This window comes from Clostridioides sp. GD02377 (genome assembly GCF_045899875.1).
Classification (GTDB): Bacteria; Bacillota; Clostridia; order Peptostreptococcales; family Peptostreptococcaceae; genus Clostridioides; species Clostridioides difficile_A.
On the sequence record NZ_JBJODA010000004.1, the window covers coordinates 206,275 to 229,976 of the forward strand.

Here is a 23,702-nt window from a genome sequence, read left to right on the forward strand (position 1 = left end):
TATCCCTCCTTCATAAAATCGAATTAAAATTTTTTAATATTCATTTATTATACTAATACTGATAATATATACTAATAAATAACATTCATACCTATTCAAATTTACTAAGTATTATAAAAAAGCTTTACCTACTAATAGATAAAGCTACAGTCTTAAAGAAAATATTTCATCTAATGTTCTATCAAAAATGGATGGTTTATCAAATTTCCAAGTCCCTTCATAAACCAATTCATTATTTAGATAAAAAGTTCCTTGCCCATGTTTTTTTCCATGCATAAATTCACCTACATATTTCTTGCCTTTTTCCCATATATAAGTCCCTTTACCATGAATCAAATTGTTCTTCCATTCTCCTTCATAAAGTATTTCTCCTTCACTATTGTAACAAATACCATATCCTTCCATCTTTCCACCTTTAAATTCACCTGCATATATGCATCCATCACTCCACTTGTAAATACCTTTCCCATCCTTCTTACCATTTTTCCAAGTTCCAATATACTCATCTTTGCTATTATAGAGCATATTTCCAATACCATTCATTGTATCTTCTTCAAAATTACCTATATATTCATTTCCATTTGAAAATACAAAACTTCCTTTTCCATTTTTTTTATCTTGTTTAAACTCTCCTATGTACTCCATTTCTGTTCCTTCATCTACAAAAAAAGTATAAGAGCCTTGACCTTCCATCTTTCCCTCTAAAAACTTACCTACATATACATCCCCATTTGAAAATTTATATATTTTATTTTTTGGTTTTTTTGTATCTACTTCATCTATATCACGAATTGTTTTTCCTTCTAATTCTAATACTTCATTTTCTGGAGCAAAATCTCCCTTTTTTAAAACACGTTTTTTCATGTTCTTTATACTTTTAATCTCTTTATTTACTTCATTTATATATTTCAAATAATTATCATACAAATTAACATATTCTTTAGATAAATTCATAATGCCATTCCTCCAACGTTATTACTAGATATTTTACTAAATCCATTAAATTTATTATATCCTAATAGTGGTCATGTTTTCTACACATTAAGTAATTTTTTCAATTTTAATTTTAAAATAGCATCTTTTAAAGTGATACACAAATCATTAATAAAATCTTTATCTTCCACCTATTAAATTTAAATAGGCTGAGAGCCATAATATAAATTTATATATTATAGCTCTCAGCCTATAAAATTCCCTATAAATCTTTTGCTTTAAATCCTCTTCCTTTTACCTCTGTGACATCATTTACAGATATAAAAGCCTTTTTATCATACTTCAAAGCTATATCTTTTATCTTTGGTATCTCATTTGATGAAACTATTGTATATATAATTTTCTTTTTTTGATGAGTATATGCACCTTCTGCATCTAAAAAAGTTACACCCCTAACTAAACTCTTCATTATATCTTCTGCTATTAAATCGACTTCATTTGACATTACCATAACAGATTTTTGATAATTCATTGCATCTTTAATGAAGCTCATTGAATACGCATTTAGAAATAAACCTATAAGAGTATATAATGCTAAATCTAATCCAAATAAGAAACTTCCTGTAAGTACTATTAATCCATTTATTGCTAAAGCAGTATCTTTCATTTCTATGTTCTTCTTAATTTTTAGTATTGCAGCTATTATATCTGTACCACCTTGGGAAGACCTAGTTCTAAATACAACCCCAACACCTAAACCAGATAGTATCCCACCATATACACTTTGGAGTAATATATCATGTATAGGTATAATCTGACTTATTTCCTGAGTTGCACCTAATAATAATGAAAATACAATCATATTTACTAAACTTGAAATACAAAACTCTTTTTCAAGGTATATGAACCCTAAAATAAATATTGGGATATTGATTAAAAATGTTAATAGACCCACATTTATATTTGTCAAATAGTTTATAGATGTTGCTATACCTGTAGCACCTCCACTAAGCAGATGTGCTGGTCTTAAGAACCCATTTATACCTATAGATGTCATCAACATCCCAAATAACATTGTTGAATATCTTAAAACTGGATGTTTTTGTAGGGTATTCTTAACTTCACTCATTTCTTTCTCCCTTCAATCTTTCTAAATCTTTAGAATTTTAAAAACTTATCTTTACATATATTATATTATTCCTGATGTAATAGATAATATTTCAAATAAATTTTTATATAATTTCTTGAACTGTCATCTATTACATCATCTATTATAGTATCTTTTTCATATATGTCTAGTGCAATTTTTTATATTTTAATCTTTAAAAACGTTCAAATCATCTCATTTATGCTTTAAATAAAAATCCTTCTAGCACAATATGATACTATTTATTGTTTGACTTGCAATATAGTAAATTTATAGTATTCTTTTCTAAATATCTATTTTTACAGTAATTTATCTTATCTTAGCAAATTCAAATTTAATATTTATCTGTTCATAATTAATTGCTAAATGAAATTTTTGTTTTCATAATTTCAGTATATGATTTTTTTATTTCATTATTTGCATTTTTTTCATTCACTTTTTATTTTAAAATTTTTTTATTTTATTTTGTTTTAAGTATCCACAATACTAATTTTAATTTTATTTTTATATAAAATTCATTATAATTGGAATTAATATTACTGTAATTGTACCAGATACTCCAATAGAAACACCACTCATAGCTCCTTCTACTTCTCCAAGTTCAAAAGCTTTTGTAGTCCCTAGAGCATGTGCAGACGTTCCAAGTGCAATTCCTTTAGCAACTGGATGATTTATATTTCCAAGTTTAAATACTGTAGAAGCAACCATTCCACCAAAGATACCTGTAAAAATTATAGCCACAACTGTTATTGACTCTATACCATTTAAGGAATTTGCTAAAGATATTCCCATTGGTGTTGTTATAGATTTTGGAATCAAAGAGTTTATAATACTTACATCTGAATTAGCTATCTTACCAATTATCAATACAGATATAAAAGAAATTACTATACCACAACCTATACCTACAATAATTTCAACCATATGCTTTTTAAATAATTCAAATTGCTTATAAAGTGGAACTGCAAGTACTACTGTAACAGGACCTAGAAAGAAATTTATACTATCTGCTCCTATCTTGTAGTTCTCATAAGGAATTTTAGTTATGCTTAAAAACACTATTATTCCTACGATTGCAATTAACATGGGATTACATATAGGATTGTTCGTTTTTCGTTGGATATATCTCCCTAAATTAAAAAATACTATTGTCACTATTATACCAAACACTGGCGTTTGTAATACATTATACATCTTTTTGTCCTTCTTCCTTCTTTTTTATCATTTTTTCCACTATAACTCCAGTGGCATACATTACTATTAGTGTGCTTAAGCATATGACTAATAAAAGCACTAGTACATTTTCCTTTATCAGGTCTAATGATTTTATAAGTGACACACCTGCTGGGATAAAGAATATAGCCATATTATCAAGGAAAAATCCACTTATATTTTCTATACTACTCAAATCTAATACCTTAAGTTGTAGTAGCAAGAATAATAATAGCATCCCAACTATACTTCCAGGAATAAGTATAATTCCCTGTATAAAGGAACTTATATACTCTCCTATGACCCATATACATAAAATTATTACTAACTGATTGAAAACTTTCATTTTCCACCTCCAAAAACTAAAGAGATTGCTTCAAATCACATATTTGTAGTTTTTTCAACAAGCAAATATCTTTCTTCAAATAGAAAGTTATAATTTGATACAATCTCTTTTAAATTTATTTTTATTTTAATTTAATAAAATACATACTTGGTTGTTTCAAAAAACTTAACTATATAAACCTATTTTTCACTTAAAATCTCTTTTATTTTTGAATTGTTATACATGCTGTCTGGAACTTCACTTCTTAAACTATAGAAGGTTTGTTGTGCATTTTTTAAATCACCATTATCATAATAAAGCATCCCTAACTCATAATATGAATCATCATAATACTGGTCATGTTTAGTATAAGTATTTATATATTTTTTATAATATTTTATAGCTTCATCTTTATTTCCTAATAGCTTATTTGTTATGGCTAATTGATATATTGATTCAGAAATATATTTTTTAGTTTTCCCAGAAGAAACTACACTTTTAAAATTATCTATGGCTTTTTCATATTCTTTATTTTTCTTTAAATCTAGAGCTTGATAGTATAAATCTTCCTCATCAGCTACAGTTATCTCTCTTTCTGGTTCTTTATTTTTAGCCTCACTTAACTCTTTATTCGTTTTTTCTAATTTTTCATTTGTTTCTCCCAGCTTTTTATCAGTTTCATTTAGCTTTTCATCTTTACTACTTATTTGATTATTTAAATTTTCTATTCTCTTTTTACTTTGAATCAAATATACACCCATACCTACTAAAACACAAACAACTATAATATAGGGTAAAATATTTTTCTTCTTTTTAACTTTTTTTACTTCTTCTTTTTTACTTGTATCTTCTTTTTCTTCCTCTTTCTTTTCAAATACTGGATTATCCTTATCTAACTCTTTAAGTTTATCTAAGTATCCTTCTCTCTTCTTTACATTGCCTAGTTTATCATACAACAAAGATAAAATCACATATGGTTCTATTAGTTCAGGTTCTTCCTCAATTATATTCTCCAAAATATGTATTGACTCATAATTTAATTCTTCATTTATAAATCTTATAGAATGATTGTACCTTCCTAAAAATGTTTTAAAATCTTCAGATGAAATTAGATTTACATATTTTCTCGATATATGGTTATTTTCATAACATAAAGCTGTATAAAAGCTCTCAAATGACTTAGCAAAGTCACATTTTAATAGCTTTAAAAGACCTCTAAGATTTAGTATATCAATATCTTTAGGATTTATTTCTAAAGCTTTATTCACCATATTAATAGCACTAGTTATATAGTTCTTATATGCCAAATCCAGTGCATTATTATATCTTTTGTATGATTCTAATTTTAATTCCTTTGATGTTGTGTCTGACTTTGAATTTAAAGCTCCTTGTAAGTTCAATAGTGTCTCTTCTTTATAATTTGTAGTCACATAGCTCTGCTTTAATGCTTTTAGTGTCTCGTCACCATCTTCTTCTTCTATGTTAAAAAAAGTCAAATCACTTTTATTATCTTCTATCAAAGATATATCTAAAATTTTTCTAGGCATGTTTTCTATGTCCTGTTTTATATCTTTAACTAAAATAATACTCACCTCCACTCTAAAATATATATTTAAGATAACATATTTAATATGTCAAGTCAAAACTATACATATTTTGCCATTATCCTCATAATAAAAAAGGTAATCCTCTTCTTCTTGTGAAAAGGTTACCTTTTTCCAATATTACTAACTTTTAATGTTGAATTTTTTTACTTTTCTATACAGTGTAGCTATGCCTATATTTAAAGCCTCAGCTACCTTTTTCATACCTTCTGTGTTACTTCCATATTTTTTTATAGCTTTTTCTATAGCTTCCCTCTCAAGGTCATCCATAGTCTTAACTTCTTGTTTATATAATTCATCTAATTTAAAAGATATTAAGTCAGACATACTTCTTATAAAAGCAGTTAACTCCTTGTCTTTTGAAAGTATTTTTTCCTTTTGTTCTTCATTAAATGCAGCTATACCCAAAATTCCAAGTATATGTTCTCCCATTTTAACAGGAGTACATATATCAGCTAACTCTTTACAATTTTCTCTATTTGCACATTGATTACAGTTCTCTTCTATTTCCTTATTTATAACATAGGATTTTCCATCTTTTAAAACAAGAGAGTATACTGATTTCTCTGAGATTGTCTCTCCTATTTTACCTCTGAATATTCCTGTCCCTGCTATCCTAGTTAAATCTTTTGTAACTAAAGTAACATCTACATCCAACACATTAGAAATATTCTCGCAAATACTTTGAACGTAATTCGTTATATTATTTAAATTCAAAGTAATCCCTCCTATTTAGATTTATATTTTTTAATACTCTACATAAATCCTATTCTTGAGAACTTTAAGCTTGCGGTTGTGGTTGTGTCTCATTAGGCTTATTATCAGTTGGTGGTGTTTCTGGTTTTTGTTGATTATTTTGATTATTCGAATTTTGATTGTTTTTATTTTCATCTGTCTTTGGCTTTTCTTCTGGTTTTGGTTCCATAGTTCCAACTAATATAATACCTTCCTTCTTAGGATAATATGAATTAGCTATTTTTTCAGTTTTAATTTTCTTACCATTAGCATCATTAAATGTTCTATATGTTGATACAGAATATGCATTTCTTCCGCTCTTTTCCACTTTTTCTTTGCCTTTAGGCATTGTAGAATCATTAACTCTTTTCATTGTAGTTTGTGAAACACCATCTAATTTTGTTGATATTGTTATATTTTGTTTGTCTTCTGCACTTCCATATATATTGCAAACAATTTGATTCCCTGAAACGTAATTTTTTATGTAAACTGGATGCTTTAGATTGTTTTTAAATAAGAAATCTATTCCACTATCTGCAACAGTTGCATCTCTTCCTTTTGGAACATAACTTGATGGTATTGTATGATTTTTTACATTAACAATTTCTAATCCTGCATATAACACAGAATTATATAGTGTTGACGAAACTTGACAAACTCCTCCACCATAGTCTTCTTCCATCTCACCTTCCATTATTACAGGTGCACTTTTATATCCATTTTCTTTACTTCTTTTACCTGTATGCTTGTTAAATGAAAAAGTTTCTCCTGGCATAAGTAATACATTACTTATATTATCTGTTGCTAATTTTATGTTTATACTTCTATTTACTTGAGAAGTTTTAAATGTTGTTGAATACTTGCCTAAATTTGTGTCTATATTAGCAAGTTGCTCTTTTTTTATCTTTGCTGGAGTAGCTTTTACTACTAACTTATTCTTATAATTTCCTTTTTTAGTTTGATTCTCAAAATTCTCCATACTCTTAGAAATATCCATTTTAAGACCATCAGAGTCTGGTACAACTTTTACTTTTTCACCACTTATATCAAGTGTTGCATCTTTTACCTCTACATCTATTTCTTTAGCTATCTTTTCCATTTCTGATTTTAGCTTATTTTTATCATAATTTGTCACTACTACTAAGTTGTTTTTCTTTCCAAAATTTGCTGAAATAGTTTTTGATAGATTTCCAAAGAAACCATTCTTTCTATTTAAATTATATGCATTTTCTACTGTTTTATCCAAATCTGCAGATAAATTTAAATCTTTACTTTTAACTTTCCAGTTTTTATCATTGTAGATAAACTCAACATTTTCTAATTTGTATTTTTTACTTAATTCCTGTTTTGCTTGTGCTTTAGTCAATTTGCCAATGTTTACTCCATTAACATATGTGTTTTTTGCTATTTTCTCCCCATTAAATTGCACACACATTATGCCTATAAAAATTATGACTACTAATGCTACAGCACCAATGGCTATAACTAGCTTTTTGTTCACATTACTCATCCCATACTTCTCCTTACAATAAAATTATTTATATACACCTACTATTATATTACTACATAATCTGCCTTAAAAACCCAAAAACTTTTTAATTATATAATAATTTAACATTATCAATATAATTAATTAATATTCATTTAGTCCTTTTTCTGATATGGCATATATTTTTTCATTGTAAATATTAATAGCATAAACCTCTTTACCTTTAAATAATCCTTTGTTTACTATAGCGTAATAATAAATATTTTTATACTTCCCAAATAATTCTTCTAATGTTTTTTTACTCTTTACATACCTCTCAGCTTTCTCTATATCTAATATCTCAACCTTTTTATATTTGTTATCTTTTTCATCAAGAGTATTAGTTAATACAAATTTAGCTTTATCTTTAGTAATACCAAATTGATAACTTCCATCCTCTAATATCCTAAAGTATCCATCTCCATAGTCTACTTTGTAATCTTTCTTACCATCTTTATATGAATATAAATCTTTAGTTTTTGCACTTACTAAAACCTCATTTACTAATTTGTCATACTCATATACTTCAGCATAATAATATTTATTATTTTTTATCATTTGTGGAAGTGAATTTATAGATAAATTTGACTTATCTTTGCCACTTTTTTTGGATATTACATTTATGATGTCATCAGATGTTAAAGTATACAATGATAAATTCTTCTTATATTTTTTCTCTAGACTTTGCACTTTTTCATCATCTGAATAATCTTCTTTTAAATATTCTATATACTGTAATGCTCTTTCATAATCTCCAGAAGTATTTGCCTCTTCAGCTCTACTTATATAATAATCATACATTTCCTCAATACATTGCTTTTTCGCATTTTGAGCCATATTATAATACTTCTCATCTTCTTTTAATACTTTATTATACTTTTCGATAGCTTCATAATACTTATATACTTTTTGGTCTTTAACTGCTGAATCATAAACATCTCTAGATTCCCTAATTGTTTCTATATTCTGTTTGTATACATCTAAATTACTACCCACTCCATTTAATATTGAAACAGTGTTTATGTAGTTAATGGCAACATCATAAGTAGTATTCTCTTCCTTATACATTTCCTTAACTCTATCCGCCTGAGTTAGCAAATCATCCACATCTATATTTATTTTATTTAGCTCTTTTACTGTATTTATTAATCCAATAAAACTTTCTTGACTTATATCTCCATCTAAGTATTTATCACCACTATTTAATAATAATTTGTTAATTTTTTTAGAAACAGACTTATTGAATCTTTCCATTTTTGAAGCAGAAAACTTTTTTTCTATACTCGCATAGTAATCAACAGCTATAGAATATTGTCTTTTATCTATGATTTTCAACAACTCATTAGCTTCATTCCCTACACTAAATTCATTACTGCTTAAGAAAAATACTATCATTAAAACAATTACGCCTAATGCTGATAATGAAACTGCAACTATAGACTTTCTTTTTTCATCAATAAAATCTACAGTTTTCTCAAATAAATCTCTAAAATTCATTATGGTTCCCTCTCCATTTAGCAATATTTATATTCTATGGTAAACTAAATTTCTTATTGGTTATTATATCATAATTCCTGAAAAAAAATAAAAACACAAGTTAAATCGTGTTTTTATTTTACCTATCAATCATTATTTTATACATAAATATTTCCTTTACATAAACTATGATATCTTTCTCTTTATATCTCTAGAATGACTTTTTTGTTTTTTATTAGCACTGACATTTTTCATTCTTGTTTTATGTACAGTTTTATTATCAAATATTTTCCTAGCATTGCATAAAACAATTCCAGTTGTTAAACAAACTGTAACTACACCGCCCATCAAAAAGTAATAATCCAATCCTATATGTACTCCCATAACTGAATTTATTAATACTAATGCAAAAGTCATTGCAAAACATATCATCATGGAGATAACTAAAATTCTTAGAATTTTTTTCAATCCAATCACCTCGTATAATCACTAATATTGACACTACCCCTTATCCATTACTATACCAAATTAGTAAAAAAATAGCAATTACTATTGTCATTTATATTAGGAATATATTAAATATTTTTAATAAATATCTTTTTTTGACATTAGGATTCGTTAATTTTTAATAAAGTAGTAACACTAATCTGTATTAATTAATAGAATAAAATAAATGATAATTTATTGAGGGGTGATTTACATGCCAAATTTGCCAAGTTTAGGATCAAAGGCTCCTGATTTTAAAGCCAATACAACAAACGGCCCTATTAGACTCTCTGATTATAAAGGTAATTGGATTGTTTTATTTTCACATCCTGGTGATTTTACACCAGTTTGCACTACAGAATTTTTGTGCTTTGCTAAATATTATGACGAGTTCAAAAAAAGAAATACAGAGTTAATTGGTCTAAGCGTCGATAGTAACAGTTCACATCTAGCTTGGATGTACAATATTTCTTTGCTTACAGGTGTAGAAATTCCATTTCCTATTATAGAAGATAGAGATATGAGAATTGCAAAGTTATATGGTATGATATCAAAACCAATGAGTGATACATCAACTGTTCGTTCTGTATTTATTATAGATAATAATCAAATTTTGAGAACGATTCTTTATTATCCACTTACTACAGGAAGAAATATTCCAGAAATACTTAGAATAGTAGATGCTCTTCAAACTAGCGACAGAGACAACATAGTTACACCTGCAAACTGGTTCCCTGGTATGCCAGTAATTTTACCATATCCTAAAAACTATAAAGAATTAAAAAACAGGGTTAACAGCTGTAATAAGAAATATTCCTGCATGGACTGGTACTTATGTTTTGTACCAGATAATTATAATGACGAAGAATTAAACAAGAAAATTGATAATACTTGTAGCTGGAATACAGAACATACTAAAAACATTGAAAATAAAGGTGATTGTGAAGACAAAAATACTGACTACATGCACAAAACTCACGATTGTAAGGAAGAACACAGTAATGATACTAAAAAAGATTTTAACTGTGAACAAAAGCACACTAAAAATACCAATAAAACTTGTAACTCTAAACAAAATAAGCTTAAAGATAAATCTTGTGATGTAATGAATTATAACTACGATAAAGAAGATAGTAGTTATGAGGATTTCTATAAAGAAAATTATAAAAACTATGATTATACTAGTGAAAAAAATACTAAGAAAATAGCTATGAAGACTTTGAAGGATTCAAAAAAATTAGTTAGACCACAAATAACAGACCCATACAATCCAATAGTTGAAAATGCAAATTGTCCAGATATAAATCCAATTGTGGTAGAATATGTTCTTGGTAATCCAACTAATGTAGATGCTCAACTATTAGATGCAGTTATCTTTGCTTTTGCAGAGATAGACCAGTCTGGTAATTTATTTATCCCTTATCCTAGATTTTTAAATCAATTACTTGCTCTTAAAGCTGAAAAGCCTAGTTTAAAAGTAATTGTAGCTATTGGAGGTTGGGGAGCTGAAGGCTTCTCTGATGCAGCATTAACTCCTACATCCAGATACAATTTTGCAAGACAGGTTAATCAGATGATAAATGAATATGCTTTAGATGGAGTTGATATAGACTGGGAATATCCTGGAAGTAGTGCATCTGGAATAGTATCAAGACCTGAGGATAGAGAAAACTTTACACTTTTATTAACAGCCATAAGAGATGTTATAGGAGATGAAAAATGGCTTAGTGTGGCTGGAACAGGAGATAGAGGGTATATAAATTCAAGTGCTGAAATAGATAAAATAGCTCCAATAATAGATTATTTTAATCTTATGAGTTATGATTTTACAGCAGGTGAAACAGGTCCAAATGGTAGAAAACATCAAGCAAATCTTTTTGAATCTGATTTATCTTTACCAGGATATAGCGTTGATATAATGGTAAGAAATCTCGAAAATGCTGGAATGCCTTCTGAAAAAATACTTCTTGGTATTCCATTTTATGGAAGATTAGGTGCTACTATAACAAGAACTTACGATGAACTTAGAAGAGATTATATAAATAAAAATGGGTATGAATATAGATTTGACAATGTTGCTCAAGTTCCATATTTAGTTAAGGATGGAGAGTTTGCAATGTCCTATGACGATTCTTTATCTATATTCTTAAAAACTCAATATGTTCTTAGAAATTGTCTAGGTGGCGTATTCTCATGGACATCAACTTATGACCAAGCAAATATATTGGCTAGAACTATGTCCATTGGTATAAATGACCCTGATGTATTAAAAGATGAACTTGAAGGTATCTATGGTCAGTTCTAATATAATGTAAGGAAATTTTATAGTTTTGTTATACAAAAAAGCAGATTGTATTATATTAAATAAACTTTGTCTAATTAATAATACTGATTAGTTATTTATAAATTAGATACTTATTTTCTAATAATACAATCCTGCTTTTTAATTATGAGTTAAGAGTTTAAATATACTCCTACAACATCTTATTATATATCAATAATCTTTTATTATATCCCAATAGCTTTTTTAGCTAATTTGTCAGCTTCCTCATTATATTGGTTTCCAGAATGTGCTTTGACTTTTGTAAATTTTACATTTAGTTTAGCTTTGATACTATTATAGAAGTTTTTATATGCTATAGTTCCTTCTTTATTCGTTTTCCAAACTCCAGTACACCACTTTTCTATACCTTCATAATCAAAATATAAAATCAAATTTTGAATATTATTCTCAAGACAGTATTGCATTGCAATTTTAGAAGCTTCTATTTCTCCAGCTACATTTCTCATTCCTACAAGAGTTTCATCTTTTCCTTTTTCACTATATGTTTTTATAACTTCATTATGTTTTAAAATCACAACACCTGAACCATACATCTTTATTGAATGTTCATAGCTTCCATCTACATATGCCTCTATAAATTCTTCATCTTCTTTAAAGCTAGGTTTTTTTGAACCATAAATATATTCTTTTGCTTCTTGTAAAGTAGGAAAACTCTTATATTCAGCTCCTGAAAATCCGTTTACCTGCTTTTTGCACTCATCCCATGTATTATATACACCTATATTTTTACCCTTTTTTACAGCATAAAACTTTTGTTTTGCCAAATATATCACTCCCACCTTTAGTTTTTATGTTCTTCTCTCATAAATATATCTAGATTTATCAGATAGTTCCTATCAAAATAATTTACTTTCATATCTTTATTTATAATATCTATATAATACACTTCCCCTTTTATAGCTCTTTGTCTTATATTTTCATTCATATCTTTTCTTATTATATCTTTATCAACATCATTCTTATCTATTCTAGCATCAACATTTAGCGCTTTTACAGTATCAAATATAACAGATTTTAGGATTGAACTTCTAGATTTATTTAAATGATGCTTTATATAGGTATAAAATTCATTACTATTCATTTTAGAAATTTTACAACCATGCAAATCTTTCTCTAACCTCTTTAGTATACTTATATTGGTTCCTGCATCAAAAATCACAAAACATCCATAATCATATTTACTTCTTAAAATTCTCCCCATAGCTTGTTTTACCTTGATTGTCATTTGTGGATAATTTATAGTGTAGTAATCTATATTATACTTCTTCATTATAGTAAAATACAAAGGGTCTTTTGGATTTAGATTTGGAAGCTTGTCTAACGTTACACATACCAGACCATCTCCTGGAATATCTACACCTTCAAAACATCCTTTTGAGCCAAGTACAACACACTTTCGATTCAAATCATTAAGATGTCTAATCCCTTTTTTATCAGCATAAATTTCTAAATTAAAACCATGTAAATATTTTTTCAATATTTCATAAGTCTTTTCCTGTCTATCTTTACTATTAAAAAGAGCCAATGTATGACCTTCTGTAATTTGTGATATATTAGATATAATTTTACTCATTTCATTTGGGAATTCAGTATTCCTGTATTCACATATATCAGAAAAGGCAACTACAGATACCATATTTTTATAATCAAAAATTGGTTCTATAATCTTTTCTACATTCTTAACTCTATCTATTCCTAATGTATTTTTAAAATAAGACATATTTTCAGATAAACTCAAGGTTGCAGATAAAAATATTCCTTTTTCTAACTGAGATAAGATATTTTCTTCAAATAAATCTGCTATTTTTAATGGAACTACTCTAAATTCAAAATCATTATAATTCTTCTCAATTTCAACTATCCTTGCATAATCATCCTTTTCATCATACTCTAAAAATATTTCAAATATAATCTTTATATCCTCTAAGTCTCTCGCCTTCGCTTTTCCAAATTTATATATGTCGGTTTCTTTATCTATACTATCATCATCAATATTTCTATAAATTGTTATTATTATTGCAACTAAATTTTTTATTATTTTTTCACAACTTGATTTTATCTTTTCACTATACAATCTATAACTTATTTCAGTATCTATACCATCTTTTTTTAGTTTTCCCACAATTTCATCTATTTGCAGATTTAATTCCCATCTTAAATTATAATTACTTACACTATTATATTCATTACAACTACCAAAGTCTAATATTGAATCTATCTCTTCAAGAATAAGATTTATACTTCTAGCAATTTTTTGTTTATCTTTTCTTTCAATTTTTAATACATGATAAAATTTATCAAAAGCCTTTATTTTTCTCATATTTTTACTATATTTTTTATATATGAAGCTACTATCTTGAATGAATTCATATGGATAAATTTCTTGCAATAAATATCTTAAAGATTTTGAATTTATAATGCTTGAAAAGAAATCATATCCTTTTTCAGTCAAATTATGTGCTTCATCTACTATTATATTTTCTAGAGGTTTTTCATCTTTATATGCCCATTTAGCTAATAAAGAATGGTTTACTACTGTTATATGTTCTTCTTTCAATTCTTCTGTTCTTTTCTTATATAGGCAATCTTTTTTACACTTTTTAGGTCTACACATATTTGGGTCACAGCTTATATTTCTCAAGTGTACATTTATTTCCTTAAAATTATCCAACACCCAGTAATTTATTTCTTCTATATCTCCATGTTTACCACCTTCAACTAATCTCTCTAAAAATATCAAAGATAATATTTCTCCCTTAGTAGGCTCTTGAGATTCGTAGTCTGCTATATATGCTTCCAATCTGTCTATGCAAATATAGTTATTTTTTCCTTTTATATACCCATAACTTACTTTTCCATTTAACCCTAAAGAGTCTAACACATTTGGAATGTCTTTATTTATTAATTGTATCTGCAATTCCTTTGTATCAGTAGAAATTAACAACCTTTTCTTATTAATTCTAGATTCTAATATCGCTGGCAATAAATACCCTACACTTTTACCTATACCAGTTGGTGCTTCTATACATGCAATTTTTTCATCATCTTCACTATTTTTAAACAACTCTCTTATCATTTTAGTAAGCTCATACTGACCTGTTCTATACTCATATGTAAATCCTTCTTTATTCTCCCATATGGTCTTGTATCTCAATAGTTCTTCATAATTATTTTTCTCTTCATTTAAAATTTTTAATGTTTCTCTTTCTTTTTTCTTCTCTTCTTTTGAGTTAGGCTTCTTATATTCTTTTTTAATATTTATATTATTTGATAAATCATAGTTTGCATCCTCTAAAAATTTACTCCATTCCCAGATTGAAAGATTAAACTTCTTAAGATAAGAATTTATTTTAAAACTCAATGGCTCTAAAGTACTTTTCTCATAATTATTAAATCTTACTAGGAGACAATTTAAAATATTTATGATATCAAATACATCTGATAGAGCTCTATTTTTTATTTTAGAATCGCAAGCAGTCAAATTATTTTTTAAATACTCTAGACTATATTCTTTATGATATGGTTCTAAAATAACTGCTAATTCAATTAAATCAATAAACTTATTTTTTAACTTTGGCATATGATGCTCAAAAAACTTTTTTTTCAAACTTAAATCATGACATATAATCAAACTATCTTCTACAAAATTTATAAGTTCATCTTCTACTTTTTCTATATCATGAGCTATTTCTAAATCACTTTTATTTAAATTACTACATAGTGAAAATACTTCTATAGGTACATCGTATTTATTTTTTATTAATGATTGATATGTATCTATCTTCCAATCTTTAACCTTAACAGCTCCAACTTCTAAAATTTCTGAATTTAAATAATCTAATCCACTAATTTCTATATCTAAAAAAACAACATTATTCAACATACTTATTATATTATCCATTTTTATATCCCTTCAAGTTAAACAAGTCTAACTTATTTACAATAATTGCTCTTTATATTTTATCATTTATATGTACTTTATTTAATATAATTAATATTAATTTTATATATCTTACAACAAATTTCTTTAATTTATTATCTGTATATATGAATATTTTTAACTATAAATATTCAAACTATATTGTAAGAAATGCACTTGAAATTTTAAATAAGAGGTGAAATTGTGAAAAAAGATAGCCTAAAAAAATACATTCTGATAGGAACATTTGCTCTAATACTTTTGGGAATCGCTAGTGTAAACTTTAAATCATTAGATAAGACAAAAACTCAAATTTCTAGCCCAACACTCGATACACATGAATATGATTGGTATTTTAACCCTAGAGAGGATGGTAAACAGCCATCTCCTATAAAAGAAGCAACTTTTTTTAAAAAATATGATTCTTACTATGTAGGAAATCCTAATGAGAAAGTTATATATCTATCATTTGATGCTGGATATGAAAGTGGGAACACTCCAAAGTTATTAGATACATTAAAAAAACATAATGCTAAAGCACAGTTTTTCGTAGTTGAAAGTTATATAAAAAGCAATCCAGATTTAGTAAAACGTATGGAAAAAGAAGGTCATTTAGTTTGTAATCATTCAAAAAGTCATCCATCAATGGCAGGTATTACAGATTTTGAAAAATTCAAAGAAGAAATTACAAGTGTAGAAAAGGCATATAAAGATGTTACTGGAAAAGAAATGCCCAAATATTTTAGACCTCCAATGGGTAAATTCAGTGAGCAATCTTTAAAATACACAAAAGATTTAGGATATAAATCTATATTTTGGAGTTTTGCTTATGTGGATTGGTATGAAAAGAAACAACCTACGCATGAATTTGCTAAAAACAAAATTTATTCAAGAACGCATCCTGGGGCAATAGTTTTATTACATCCAAATTCTTCAACAAATACTGAAATATTGGATGAAGTACTTACACATTGGGAAAAAGAAGGTTATAAACTTAAAACTCTTGATTATCTAAGTAATAAAAAATAATATTTTATTTCAACAAAACTCCATCATGAATTAGAGTAAAAATAAAACTATTTATAAATACTTTAATTCCTAATGGAGTTTTTTATTTTTTATATTTATTTAAAAAGAATTGTCCATTCATTTATCTCTTTATATCCTATATTTTGATATATTTTACCTGCTATATCATTGTTATAAAAAAGACATGGGACTTTTCCTTCCAACAATAATTCTTTACTTAAATTGTAAACTATATAACTTGCAAACCCTTTTCCTCTATATGCTTTATCTGTACTTACAGATACTACCATTGCCAAAAAACTAGTTTCCATTCCAGTTGATGCAGTGCTAATCATAGTATCATTATTTTTAATAAAATATGCTCTTACATTTCCTTCTTTTAAATGCTCTTTTCTTTCTTCTATGTAATTTTTACTTACTTTATAATCTGAGATATTTAAAAGTTTTCCTATCTCATCAATATCTTTTTCCTGAGCTGTTTCTATTTTATACTCTTTCATGTGAGAAAAATCTATTTCTTTTATTTCCTTTAATATACAAAATTTATTATCTAGTTTTTCATAAAAATCTTTATATTCACTTATTAGTCTATCTATTACACACTTTTTTCCACTTATACTTTCTACATCCAAATCTTTTATATGATGTTTCATCTCTTTTACATCAAAGTCATTTTTTAGACTATAAATTATAAGTTTTGACTTATTCTTTAATATTATAGAAGTTATATTTCCTCCTTTCATTTGAGACCATATATCTTGAGAGTAGGAGCTAAACCCATAGTTTTCAACATATCCAATTATGAATAAGTTTAGACTTTCTTCATGTGATACATATTGCCAAAATTCTTTTTCTAAAGTATTATCTATTTTTACAATCAAGTATATATCCTCCTTTTGTATTAATAATGATATACCTTATAATTTATAGTATCATTTAAATCCATTATATTCCACCAAATATTCTTAATTTTTCAAAAATAATTTAGAATTGTAAGCTAATTAATTTCTTATAAAAGTATACAATTAAAATATTATATGTCATTTTTATATTTTAATTAAATTACATTTTTTAATGTCTATGCAATATGTTCATATTTATTTTTATATTCTGTCATCGCTTCATTCCAAGCCTCTTCCACTGAGATTCCTTTCTTAATTGCAATTCTTTGTGCCAATTCTATTATTTTCATAGCTTTTCTTGATATATTCATACATTTTCCTCCTCTAAATTATCATAAATTATTTTAAAGTTAAATTTCTATAGTTATTTTATATGTTTATTTACTTATATCTTACTAATTATTTGTGTATTAAATGTGAACTACTCTAGAAGAATTTTAGAACTTAATAAACCATAAACTTTACATACAATTCATATATATTTGTCATATCACTATACAGGTGATATAATTTATTATCATTTTATGGGGGTGATATATTATGAAAATAAGAGATGAATACACATGTCCTCTTGAAATTGTACATGACATAATCAAAGGAAAATGGAAAACTATCCTTGTATTTGAATTGAGACAGTCTAATAAGACATTTTCTGAGTTAGAACATAGTATCTTGGGAATAAATCAAAAAATGTTAATTCAACAATTAAAAGAACTACATGAGTTTGGTATTATTGATAAGATAAGTTCAGCTGGTTATCCATTACATGTTGAATATTTTCTTACTGACCGTGGTAAAAAAATGTTAAAAGCTGTGGAAATAATGCAAGAAATAGGTATAGAATATATGCTTGAAAACGGTCAACAAGGGGTTCTAGATAGCAAAGGAATTTGTTATAATAAATAGTTTTATACATACCAAAAAGTAAGTAATTTACATTTCTTATATGAATATTATAATAAGGATAGATAGGAGGTATAAACATGTCTATAGCTTTAATACTAATTGATATTCAGAATGATTATTTTAAAAACGGAAAATGTGAATTATTTGAATCAAAAAAAGCTGCTGAAAATACAAAAAAGATATTGCTGTTCTTTAGAAAAAATGACTTACCAGTTATTCATGTACAACATATATCAACAGATAAAACAGCTTCTTTTTTTCTTCCTCACACTTATGGTTCAGAAATAAATGAAACTGTTTTTCCACTGGCAAATGAAGAAATTATAATTAAACATTCACCAGACAGTTTTTTTCAAACCAGCCTACACACTGTACTTGAGAAAAAAAGTATAACTAAGTTGGTGATTTGTGGGATGATGAGTCATATGTGCATTGATACAAGTGTAAGAACAGCAAAAAAATTGGGATACGACATAACTCTTATAGATGATGCCTGTACAACAAAAAATTTATCTTGGTGTGATGTAGAAATTCATGCAAACACTGTCCATCAAGTATTCATGGCATCATTGCAGAATAGTTTTGCAGATATAAAAAATACAGATATTTTTTTGTCTAGTTGTTATAAATAAAAATATTCACCATATTAAAAAAAGCAAACTTAACCTATTTAAGTATGCTTTTTAATCATTTAAAATTAGATACTTTCTACCATTTTTATATATATAAAATACCCTTATCTATTTTATATTCATATATAACTATTATATAAATTTTAAACTTTACTATATCCACATAAAAAATGTAGTATTATAGTATATATAATATTATATAGAAAGGGGTGCTAGACAAATGAATAATCATATACTAATTCAATTTGGGTATATAGCAAGAATCATTATTGCTGGTTTCTGTGGAGCTTTAATTGGATATGAAAGGAAAAATAGACTAAAAGAAGCTGGAATACGAACTCATTTTATAGTTGCATTAGGTTCAGCACTTATAATCATTGTTTCTAAGTATGGGTTTAATGATATAGTAGGTACTCCAGGTATTGGTCTAGACCCAGCCCGTGTTGCAGCACAAGTTGTTAGTGGAATAGGTTTCTTAGGAGCTGGATTAATATTTATTAGAAATCAATCAGTAAGTGGACTTACTACAGCTGCTGGTATATGGGCAACAGCTGGTACAGGGCTTGCTATTGGCTCTGGACTATATTTATTAGGTATTGTTTCAAGTATTATCATTGTTATTGTACAGATATTACTCCATAGAGATAGGAAATGGATGAAACTTCCTACAGCAGAACAAGTTTCTCTCAGAATTTCTAATAGCACTGATTCTATAGAGTACATTGAGGAGAAATTTAAGAAATCTAATATTGAAATTATAAACATGAATATTAAACGTCTTGATGGAGATTGGTTAGAAATAGTTATATATACTAAGTTACCTAAAGGATACAAAAAAACAAATTTATTAAAATTATTTAGTGATAACCCTCTTATAGAAACTTTAGAAATATAAAAAACAACTATAATGATACAATTTGCCACCGATTTGAAAATGTAGTGGCAAATGGGTGGCAAAAAAATTGCCACTCCATTTTTCTTTGTTAAACAATAATGTGTCTTATTAATGATTTTCTTCTAAACTCTTAAATTTTTCTTTTACTTATTAAAGAATCTTTTGTCCATAAATACTCTGCCAATATCAATTCATATCACACTCTATTATTCTCTATTTTTAACTATATCTATAGGCTGTTGTTGAGTTACACAATGAATCATTCCACCATCTTTATACAACTCTCTTATATCTATTCCTATTACTTTTCTATCAGGATATAAATCTTGTATAATCTGATTTGCAACTTTATCATTTGGGTCATCGTAATTTGGAACTAATACAACTTTATTACCTATATAAAAATTCATATATGAACCTTGATATTCTAAGTTTTTTCCATTTTTTAATTTAACATTATTTTGTGTAAGTGGTAGATATATATAATTATACTTTTCTCCTTTTGCATTAGTTGAATTCAATAATATATTAATATCGTTTTGTTTTAGACCCCAATCTATCAATCCTTTTTCATTTAATGTAATTATTGTTGATTCATCATAAAATTTTGCAAATCCATCAATATGAAAGTCTGTTATATCTATTCCAACCACACCATCTAACCATATAAATTTTTCTACACCATAATATTTCCTTATATATTTTTCTATATCACCTTGGCTTAAGTTTTTATTTCTATTTTTATTTATTATAGAACTTTTAGTTGCTAGAAATGTTCCACCACCATCAAGTTCCATTGCTCCACCCTCCAAAACTACTTCTTTTAAATTTATACTTTTCACTCCTAAGTCTTCACTTATATTTTTAGGAATTTGATTTGATTTACTATATGGTTCTTTTCTTCCCCAACCATTAAATCCCCAATCTAATATTACAAGTTCATCGCTTTCATCATATACAAATATAGGACCATTATCTCTTATCCAAACATCATCAGTTTTATAAATATAAAAATCTATATAATTCATATCAATATTTTCTTTTTTCAATAAATTTTCTATTCTATCTTTTTCACTTTTATTATAAACTACTATATGAACATTCTCACCTTTCACTAAAGACTTTGTCATATTTACCCATACATCTTCTATTCCATTTTGATATTTTTTCCCATAAGTATAACTATGAGGCCATTGCAACCAAGTTCCTTCATGTTCTTCATCTTCTAGTGGCATATAATACTTTTGTTGATTATTTTGATTTATGGTTTTGTTTTCATATCCTTTTGTAAATTCTCTTATCATCAATAATAATGGTAGTGATAATCCCAGCATTAAAATTCTCTTATTCATAATAACCTCCTCTATTTTTATATTTCAAGTATAAAGGTTATCATAATGTCAAGGTCAACTAATCTTTTGAAACTTTTATAGATACTTCTGTTATAAATTCGTAGCTAAATGGAGTTAATAATGAGTCTACAAAGTATTTTTCAACAAAATTTCCTTTAATTTTAAAATCGTTATTTTTAATCCACTTGTACAAAGCAGAATAAGCACCAGTTAAATTTTCATAATCTCCATAACATATTGTACTAATATATGTACCGCTTTCAATTACCTTATTATTAAATCCTTTTATATCTTTATTATCTATAATAGGTTGATAATATTCTATTTCATATGTGTTTTCATCTACATTTTCATTATTGTAAAACATTACATAATAATATCCAACTTTATTAGATTTGCTTTTTGAAATCGCATTATAGCAAGATTCTATAAATTCTCCTATATCCTTATAATTAATAATAGCTTTTTGGCACAATGTATTAACTGATTGTCGTTCACAAATATTAATATCATAATTATTTATGATTATATCTTTAAATTTCACCTTTTCTTCTATTTCTGAAATTAAATACCCATATGTATTTACCTTTTTTGTTAATTCTTCAATCTTATTAATATATATATCTATACTTTCATATTTATTATTATCGAATATATCTTTTATTTCTTCATAAGTAAATTCATACCTTCTTAAGTTTTTGATTTTTGATATTACATTAATGTCTCCATCTGTATAGTATCTATATCCATTATTTTCTATGTGACTAGGTTTCAATATATTTTCTTTATCATAATATCTGAGCATTCTAGATGATATTTTAGTTATTTTTGAAGCTTCACCTATTTTATACATACAAACACCTTCTTTATTTTATTGATTGGAAGTTTATTACTTTACTATTATATACTGTAAATAAAACTTGAACAAAATGTAAAGAGTAAAATTTTACCAAATAAAAATAGACTAGATAATCACTAGTCTATTTTCACATTATTTAATCCAGAATTTTTATATTATTTTATCATCAATTAAAATTTAATTATTTAGTTACAAGTACTTGAATTTCAGTTACAAATTGTAGTATTTTCTTTATGTTTATTTATATTTATTTATATTTATTTTGAAACCGTTAAAATATCAGACATTAAATCAATGTTTTTATTTTATCTTATTTATGTTTATTTATTTATAGTTAATTTTATATAATAAGTTCGGTGGCAAATGGGTGGCAAAAACAATTTGCCACTCATTTTTTCTTTATAAAATAATACTCTTTATTTCTCATTTTCTTCTAAATTATTGAAATACTCTTCTAGTTCCTCTAACTTTTTTTCATCTACCTTCTCATCATCTTTATGTAATGCTGAAATCAAACTTTTAATTGAATTTTTATGTATATTTTTTATAAATTCTCTTGTTTCAAATCTCTGATATTGTTTTTCTTTTACTAGTACATTATAGTGAGTACGTTTATCTATTTTCTCTGTTTCTAAAAACTCCCTTCTTTGCAATCTTTTTAATACTGTAAATGTAGTTGTATCTTTCCATTCATACTTTTGCTCCATAGCCTCAACAATTTCTCTTGATGTCAATATTCTATCTGATTCCCAAATATATCTCATAACTTTTAATTCTGCTTCTGGTAATTTACTAATTTTCATAGTTTACACCCCTTTGCCGATTTATGTATATGTAAATTCTACATCAATAAAGCTTATCAAACAAGAGAATTTAGCCAAATATATCCATCCAATTTTTACCATATCATTCTTTTAAGTTTCTGTAATACTCTTCTAATGAATCCAACTTTTCTTTACTTACATTTTTATGTGTAGTAGTAAGGGAACGCATTATTTTTCTACTCTTACTAGATTTTAGTACCTTTTTCTTAAAAGCATAATATTCTTCATTATCTATTATTATTTTATAATGAGATTGAAACTTTATAATATCCCTAGCCAAATAGCCTTTGTCAAGTAGCCTTTTTAATAGTGTTTTTATTGTACTTTTATGCCATACATACATCTGTTTTATATCTTTTACAATTTCTTTTTTAGGCATTTTAGAATCTTTTTTCCATAAATACTCCATTACTATTAATTCTGCTCTTAATAATTTTTCTACTAACATTTCTTCTTCCATCTTGTGTCGCTCCCTCATTTAGTCCAACTTAAACTAATAATAGGAGCTTTTTAACACAAAAACTACAGGTAAAATTTCCCATATATTCTACTATTTTAGTTTGTTTTTATATATAAAAACCATTATTCATATCT

22 protein-coding genes are annotated in these 23,702 nt (G+C 26.3%); 5 read left to right on the top strand and 17 right to left on the bottom strand.

The window, feature by feature from the left end; genetic code table 11:
* Positions 1-144 precede the first annotated feature (144 nt).
* The 9 genes from Q3304_RS05045 to Q3304_RS05085 all read right to left on the bottom strand — a co-directional run bounded on the left by Q3304_RS05045 (position 145) and on the right by Q3304_RS05085 (position 9,395).
* Positions 145-954: an MORN repeat-containing protein gene (locus Q3304_RS05045; RefSeq protein WP_054269925.1), complete on the bottom strand. Its 810-nt coding sequence runs from the start codon at positions 952-954 to the stop codon at positions 145-147.
* Positions 955-1,195: 241 nt separating this feature from the next.
* The gene (locus Q3304_RS05050; RefSeq protein WP_054269924.1) at positions 1,196-2,062 is read right to left on the bottom strand and encodes a YitT family protein; all 867 of its coding nucleotides are present in this window, start codon (positions 2,060-2,062) and stop codon (positions 1,196-1,198) included.
* A 522-nt stretch (positions 2,063-2,584) separates the two neighbouring features.
* Entirely contained in the window at positions 2,585-3,274 is a 690-nt protein-coding gene (locus tag Q3304_RS05055) for an LrgB family protein (RefSeq protein WP_054269923.1), read from the bottom strand.
* Positions 3,267-3,638, bottom strand: a complete 372-nt coding sequence (locus tag Q3304_RS05060) for a CidA/LrgA family protein (protein ID WP_054269922.1) — start codon at positions 3,636-3,638, stop codon at positions 3,267-3,269. Before Q3304_RS05060 ends, Q3304_RS05055 begins: the two co-directional genes overlap by 8 nt.
* A gap of 179 nt (positions 3,639-3,817) precedes the next feature.
* Complete coding sequence (locus tag Q3304_RS05065; protein WP_407814094.1) at positions 3,818-5,215, bottom strand: tetratricopeptide repeat protein; 1,398 nt, start codon at positions 5,213-5,215, stop codon at positions 3,818-3,820.
* Positions 5,216-5,344: 129 nt separating this feature from the next.
* Entirely contained in the window at positions 5,345-5,938 is a 594-nt protein-coding gene (locus tag Q3304_RS05070) for a helix-turn-helix domain-containing protein (protein ID WP_054269921.1), read from the bottom strand.
* 64 nt (positions 5,939-6,002) lie between these two features.
* Positions 6,003-7,466 carry a VanW family protein gene (locus Q3304_RS05075; RefSeq protein WP_054269920.1) on the bottom strand — a complete coding sequence of 488 codons (1,464 nt, stop codon included), beginning with the start codon at positions 7,464-7,466 and terminating at the stop codon, positions 6,003-6,005.
* A gap of 123 nt (positions 7,467-7,589) precedes the next feature.
* Entirely contained in the window at positions 7,590-8,981 is a 1,392-nt protein-coding gene (locus Q3304_RS05080) for a hypothetical protein (RefSeq protein ID WP_054269919.1), read from the bottom strand.
* 165 nt (positions 8,982-9,146) lie between these two features.
* The gene (locus Q3304_RS05085) at positions 9,147-9,395 is read right to left on the bottom strand and encodes a hypothetical protein (protein ID WP_054269966.1); all 249 of its coding nucleotides are present in this window, start codon (positions 9,393-9,395) and stop codon (positions 9,147-9,149) included.
* A gap of 265 nt (positions 9,396-9,660) precedes the next feature.
* Between Q3304_RS05085 and Q3304_RS05090 the strand changes: the two genes are divergently transcribed.
* Positions 9,661-11,751, top strand: a complete 2,091-nt coding sequence (locus Q3304_RS05090; RefSeq protein WP_176702479.1) for a peroxiredoxin — start codon at positions 9,661-9,663, stop codon at positions 11,749-11,751.
* Between the two features lie 203 nt (positions 11,752-11,954).
* On the opposite strand, the gene Q3304_RS05095 is transcribed toward Q3304_RS05090, so the two are convergent.
* Positions 11,955-12,554, bottom strand: a complete 600-nt coding sequence (locus tag Q3304_RS05095; RefSeq protein ID WP_167640087.1) for a ribonuclease H family protein — start codon at positions 12,552-12,554, stop codon at positions 11,955-11,957.
* Between the two features lie 17 nt (positions 12,555-12,571).
* Positions 12,572-15,691: a helicase C-terminal domain-containing protein gene (locus tag Q3304_RS05100; protein ID WP_407814093.1), complete on the bottom strand. Its 3,120-nt coding sequence runs from the start codon at positions 15,689-15,691 to the stop codon at positions 12,572-12,574.
* 222 nt (positions 15,692-15,913) lie between these two features.
* Here Q3304_RS05100 and pdaA point away from each other — a divergent pair, with 222 nt between their 5' ends.
* Entirely contained in the window at positions 15,914-16,738 is an 825-nt protein-coding gene (pdaA, locus tag Q3304_RS05105; protein ID WP_054269915.1) for a delta-lactam-biosynthetic de-N-acetylase, read from the top strand.
* Between the two features lie 95 nt (positions 16,739-16,833).
* Here pdaA and Q3304_RS05110 read toward each other — a convergent pair whose 3' ends face one another.
* Together Q3304_RS05110 and Q3304_RS05115 are read right to left on the bottom strand one after the other, a co-directional pair.
* Positions 16,834-17,619, bottom strand: coding sequence for a GNAT family N-acetyltransferase (locus Q3304_RS05110; protein ID WP_054276397.1), 786 nt, complete (start codon positions 17,617-17,619; stop codon positions 16,834-16,836).
* A gap of 197 nt (positions 17,620-17,816) precedes the next feature.
* Entirely contained in the window at positions 17,817-17,951 is a 135-nt protein-coding gene (locus Q3304_RS05115; RefSeq protein ID WP_054269913.1) for a hypothetical protein, read from the bottom strand.
* A 229-nt stretch (positions 17,952-18,180) separates the two neighbouring features.
* Here Q3304_RS05115 and Q3304_RS05120 point away from each other — a divergent pair, with 229 nt between their 5' ends.
* The 3 genes from Q3304_RS05120 (at position 18,181) to Q3304_RS05130 (ending at position 20,073) form a co-directional block, all read left to right on the top strand.
* The gene (locus tag Q3304_RS05120) at positions 18,181-18,546 is read left to right on the top strand and encodes a helix-turn-helix domain-containing protein (protein ID WP_054276396.1); all 366 of its coding nucleotides are present in this window, start codon (positions 18,181-18,183) and stop codon (positions 18,544-18,546) included.
* A 77-nt stretch (positions 18,547-18,623) separates the two neighbouring features.
* Positions 18,624-19,178, top strand: coding sequence for a cysteine hydrolase family protein (locus Q3304_RS05125; protein WP_054269911.1), 555 nt, complete (start codon positions 18,624-18,626; stop codon positions 19,176-19,178).
* A gap of 220 nt (positions 19,179-19,398) precedes the next feature.
* Positions 19,399-20,073 (top strand): MgtC/SapB family protein, encoded by a 675-nt coding sequence (locus tag Q3304_RS05130; RefSeq protein WP_407814092.1) that lies wholly within the window; start codon positions 19,399-19,401, stop codon positions 20,071-20,073.
* Positions 20,074-20,279: 206 nt separating this feature from the next.
* Here Q3304_RS05130 and Q3304_RS05135 read toward each other — a convergent pair whose 3' ends face one another.
* The 4 genes from Q3304_RS05135 to Q3304_RS05150 all read right to left on the bottom strand — a co-directional run bounded on the left by Q3304_RS05135 (position 20,280) and on the right by Q3304_RS05150 (position 23,568).
* Positions 20,280-21,425 carry an agmatine/peptidylarginine deiminase gene (locus Q3304_RS05135; RefSeq protein WP_407814091.1) on the bottom strand — a complete coding sequence of 382 codons (1,146 nt, stop codon included), beginning with the start codon at positions 21,423-21,425 and terminating at the stop codon, positions 20,280-20,282.
* A 58-nt stretch (positions 21,426-21,483) separates the two neighbouring features.
* The gene (locus Q3304_RS05140; protein WP_407814090.1) at positions 21,484-22,278 is read right to left on the bottom strand and encodes a MerR family transcriptional regulator; all 795 of its coding nucleotides are present in this window, start codon (positions 22,276-22,278) and stop codon (positions 21,484-21,486) included.
* Positions 22,279-22,700: 422 nt separating this feature from the next.
* Positions 22,701-23,087, bottom strand: coding sequence for a BlaI/MecI/CopY family transcriptional regulator (locus Q3304_RS05145; protein ID WP_243193134.1), 387 nt, complete (start codon positions 23,085-23,087; stop codon positions 22,701-22,703).
* 103 nt (positions 23,088-23,190) lie between these two features.
* Positions 23,191-23,568, bottom strand: a complete 378-nt coding sequence (locus Q3304_RS05150) for a BlaI/MecI/CopY family transcriptional regulator (protein WP_407814089.1) — start codon at positions 23,566-23,568, stop codon at positions 23,191-23,193.
* Positions 23,569-23,702: the final 134 nt, after the last annotated feature.